At 46.1% G+C, this 4,349-nt stretch carries 2 protein-coding genes and 3 pseudogenes; 2 read left to right on the top strand and 3 right to left on the bottom strand.

Features of this window, described 5'->3' with window-relative positions; genetic code table 11:
* Positions 1-69: 69 nt before the first annotated feature.
* The gene (locus tag C7B70_RS25005; protein ID WP_106371589.1) at positions 70-507 is read right to left on the bottom strand and encodes an FAD-dependent oxidoreductase; all 438 of its coding nucleotides are present in this window, start codon (positions 505-507) and stop codon (positions 70-72) included.
* 698 nt (positions 508-1,205) lie between these two features.
* Positions 1,206-2,131, bottom strand: a pseudogene (locus C7B70_RS25010) (IS630 family transposase).
* A 146-nt stretch (positions 2,132-2,277) separates the two neighbouring features.
* On the opposite strand from C7B70_RS25010, the gene C7B70_RS26700 reads away from it, so the two are divergent.
* Complete coding sequence (locus C7B70_RS26700) at positions 2,278-2,418, top strand: hypothetical protein (RefSeq protein WP_158260594.1); 141 nt, start codon at positions 2,278-2,280, stop codon at positions 2,416-2,418.
* A 19-nt stretch (positions 2,419-2,437) separates the two neighbouring features.
* Here the strand turns inward: C7B70_RS26700 and C7B70_RS25015 are convergent.
* A pseudogene (locus tag C7B70_RS25015) lies at positions 2,438-3,664 on the bottom strand (alpha-L-fucosidase).
* 239 nt (positions 3,665-3,903) lie between these two features.
* On the opposite strand from C7B70_RS25015, the pseudogene C7B70_RS25020 reads away from it, so the two are divergent.
* Positions 3,904-4,278: pseudogene (locus C7B70_RS25020) on the top strand (cryptochrome/photolyase family protein); the annotation flags it as partial.
* Positions 4,279-4,349 lie beyond the last annotated feature (71 nt).

The raw sequence follows: 4,349 nt of genomic DNA on the forward strand, positions 1-4,349 counted from the left end.
ACTTAGTAATTAATTGGAATAGAAAGCTCCGTAATAAAGGAAATAAAGTTCTTACAAGTTAAATGTCTATCAGCTTAACAAGTTAGCAGTAGATGCAGCCCAGTCTGATGAAAGGATAGCTCGTGATCGCACGTAAAGCCGCGATTCCGGGCTTGGTGCGTTTGCTTGTTGGGTAGCTACCTGCAAACTTGCCGCTAAATCTAGCAATCGCTGGTATTTTTCGCTGAATCCTTGCCCTCCTCCTTCTGGTTTACCAGGAATATTGTCTAAAGTATAGACGCGCCCACCTACGCGATCGCGCCCTTCTAATACCACAACTTTAATGCCTGCCCGCTCTAGAAGCAATGCGGTGTATAAGCCCGATAACCCTGCTCCTAAAACTAAGACAGAGGGCGAACGTTTAGTTTTATTAGCCCTGACTTGATCTTGAAACAACAAGCTCGAAGATAAGGCGCTTAGACCCAATCCCCAGAGAATTTTGCGCCGATTGAATAGTTTTGATTGCATCAATTTTGCCTACAAATAGCAACAGAGAATATCTGTGGAGTCTTATAAATATTACAGTTTAAAACCTGATTGCCGAGATACATCACTTGCGATCGCCAGGAGTGGTGCTTAAATCAAGCGATCGCATTTGACATCTAATCCACCTCGTATTACAACAGTCGTACTAACTTACACACCGCCTCCAGACTGGACAGACTGAGAGCGATAGTAATTAAACTAGCTCCTCTAATCAAGTTTCATATCTTTACCTCTGCAATTACCGAACTTAGACTGCCATTACCCGGTAACTCCTGCAAACTTTGGTCATCTCAACTTCCTAGCTACACGCTTTTAAATATATCAATAAGCATAGTTAGAGATATTCGGAACTTGTTCGGCAAAAGGTAGGAAATTGTTCGCAATAGTTCGCCTTATCAAACTAATGTTTTGCCTTTAATTAATAAACCTCCAAGTTGAATCAAGAAGCGTGTACCAGTTCGTAGTTCAGCAACCTGGCAATCAAGTTCAAGTGTAAGCCAAACCGCTTCCGACGATGGCGATAGCGACCGGGGAAAAGGCGGAAAATCTTGAAGCGGCGGATTAAATGTTCAACCTGAACTCGCAGTCGTGCTATGGCAAGGGTTATGCTGCCTCTAGTGTAAGGCTTACTTGCGTGGCTTCTTGGTGGAAATACCAGCTTTCGTGTGGCATTTATAGCTCTACGAAGACACGTTAGGACAGTGTTTGAATGCGGCATCAACACAAGGAGCGAAAGTTATCAAATTCATCCCATCGCTGTCGCATCCAATTTTTGAGTACAAACCACCAATGCTCTATTTTGTTCAAGTCTGGAGAATAGACAGGGAGATACCATAGCTCACAGCCAGCTTCTGCCACAATTTCATCAATCATCTGGGAGCGATGAAAACTGGCGGCATCTTTTCGGGTGACTGAGTCATCCGAAAAATGCCTTGCATTGTCAATGATGATAATATCACCAGGTTGTAATTGTGGTAGAAGACACTCTTTTAACCACATCTGGAATAAATCTCGATTACACGAGCCAAGAAATGTCATAGGAGCAAAAAGTAACCCTTGCTTGAGTGCCGCAATCCAACTGACTCTTTGGGTGCGCTTGCCCGACTTAAGGGCATGGAAACGTTGTCCAATCTCACAGTAGCCATAAGGATACTCCTCTCGGTTATCGATCCCAGCTTCATCAACATACACCAATTGTTCGACAGTCTTTGTCTTCAGACGTTCTCCAAACGCCTGCCGCTCGAGATCATCCCGTTCTCGATATCCATAAGTCTTTTTTTACGACTCACACCAATTTTTTCATTGCATCACTAATGTTCTGCTGGCTTACACCCTCTCCCCACAACGAAGCCATTTGTGCTTGAGTTTTACCTCCATGCCGTTTCACAAACTCACGAAATCGCTGCCAATCTGTGATTTTATGTCGATTTCCCTGTTGATAGTGAGTAATCGCTTGACAGTTGCCAGTTTGTTCTATGCGCTTTAACCATAGGTCGAGGGTATTACGACTGATGTTCAACATCCGGCTCACATTACTTTTGCGTTCTCCTCTCTCAATGGCAGCAATCGCTTTTTGGCGCAGGTCTTCACTGTATGGGGCAGGCATAAGTGTTGTTTAATATTCGTCTTTTCCTATTATATGTCTTAACTTAATTTTGTAGGGCTATAACAAACCCTTGATAACCTCGGTCGGCTTAAACACAACTGCGATCGCACTAAGGGCAAGCGACTACGTTTAAGTAACTTAAAATCATGAGTTTTGCCCAGGTCAACAGCCTTCCATCCAATCATTTGAGCGCTCTGTTACCCAATCTCCTAAAGGAGGTCGCTCCTTTAAGGCTGTGCGCTGCGATCGCCCAACGCACAATCGCTTGGACTACTTGGAGAAACTAGTGCGGCAGCAAATCCACCACTAGAAGGTTGCATTCGGATCGATCTCGTCGGTAGGTATTTGAATAGTTAACTCGCCAAGCGGGTCAGGATTTTGCAAGGCATCTAGGATAGCACAGCGAGTAGTGTACTCTAACGGTTGGTTCGTCTTCAACGATCGCACCGATGCAATCTGTTTAATCGGCAGCCCCCGCACCGAAATCGTGTCATAGGGTTGCATCAACAAATGCAGATAATAGCGCTGTCCGCGTCGCGTCGAAGTACCATAGAATTGCCAGGCTTCTAATCCCGGTTCGGTGCCGATAATGCTTTCAGCATAATGCTTCATCCAAGCTGATACCACTTCCAATCGTTCGACTTGCTCAGGTGGAAGTTCGCCATTTCCCATTGGACTGACGTTAAGTAACAAGTTGCCGCCTTTGCCTGCGACTTCGCAGAGCGTGTGGATAAGCTGTCGGGCAGTTTTGAACTGCCGATCCGTTGGATTATAGCCCCAGCTTTCGTTGATCGTGAGGCAGGTTTCCCAGCGCCGTGCCGGAGGATGCGCGGGAATGAACTGTTCCGGTGTATCGAAGTCACCGCAGCCAGGTAAGCGATCATTGATCGAGCAGTGAGGTTGGAGTTGCCGAATCATCTGGTGTAGGTCGGACGAGCGCCACTGTTCAGGCGTGCGCTCCCACCCGCCATCAAACCAAAGTACGTCAATTTCGCCGTAGTTCACGAGCAGTTCGCGCAGTTGAGCCTCCAGAAACTCCCAGTAGCGCTGCCATTGCTGGGGTGAAGGTTGCGGCAAGTGATCGAAGCGATACGGCTTATCAGCTTCGGTGAAGGCAGGGTAGTCCGGGTGATGCCAATCACAGAGCGAGAAGTACAAGCCAACTCGAATGCCATGCGAACGCATGGCATCGAGATATTGTTGCACAATATCTTGACGGTACGGCGTGTGTTCGATGGAGAACTCGGACTGCTGCGTGTGGAACAAAGCAAAGCCATCATGATGCTTGACGGTTAAGATCGCGTACTGCATTCCCAATTCCTGTGCAAATCACGCCCACTCGTGCGGATTGTAGGCGCTAGGATTGAAGGTGTAAGCATTCTGGTGATACAGATTGATCGGCACATCCTGGCAGTAAGGCAAGCTAAACACGCCGCCCACGAGTGGCCACGATAATTCCCATCCCTGCTGGCTACTGTGTCCCCAGTGAATGAACATACCGAAGCGAGCGGTGTCAAACCAAGTTTTCTGCATAAAATTAGCTTTAGTTTAAAGCGAATGCGATCGCAGTTGTTATGGTGCTATGATTGCAGCCTATTCAACAAACCTGTGCCTATATTTGCCAAGTCTAAATAGATCCCAAATTCATTTATAGAACCCATTTGGCATCTTTTTCGGTAATGAAGTAAAGTAAAGGCAAAAACGTGATGCAGATGCTATGCCGTACAAAAGCAGCCTCAGTAACGAAGAGTGGAAAAGGCTTGAACCCTATCTACATGGGTGAGGATTATCCAGAACGCAACTGGTTCAACCATACCCATTCCCTACCCGATTTTTATTGGGCGGGCGAGACGCAGATGAATTGCCTGCGTCAAATACTGATGCAAGTTAAAGAAATTGGCTACGCCCATCACATCCAACGCCTAATGGTGCTAAATAACTTCGGCTTGATTGCAGGAATTTCACCCCAAGAACTTGAAGACTGGTTTCATGCTGCATTTATCGATGCCTATGACTGGGTAATGCAAACCAATGTAATTGGCATGGGACAATTTGCCGATGGAGGAGCAATCGCTTCTAAACCTTATGCTGCTTCTGCTAACTATATCAACAACATGAGTGATTATTGCAAGCACTGTGTATATAGAACCCATTTGACATCTCTTTAAGTAGCTAATCGCTTTACCATCAAGCGGATAAAGCAGAGGTTGAGCTTTGC

The sequence above is a fragment of the Chlorogloea sp. CCALA 695 genome (assembly GCF_003003885.1).
In the GTDB taxonomy this organism is placed as follows: domain Bacteria; phylum Cyanobacteriota; class Cyanobacteriia; order Cyanobacteriales; family Chroococcidiopsidaceae; genus Aliterella.

What these genes read in the sequence shown, in the direction of transcription:
- C7B70_RS25005 (WP_106371589.1), bottom strand. Translation starts at nt 507, where the DNA reads ATGCAATCAAAACTATTCAATCGGCGCAAAATTCTCTGGGGATTGGGT.
- C7B70_RS26700 (WP_158260594.1), top strand. Translation starts at nt 2,278, where the DNA reads ATGAGTTTTGCCCAGGTCAACAGCCTTCCATCCAATCATTTGAGCGCT.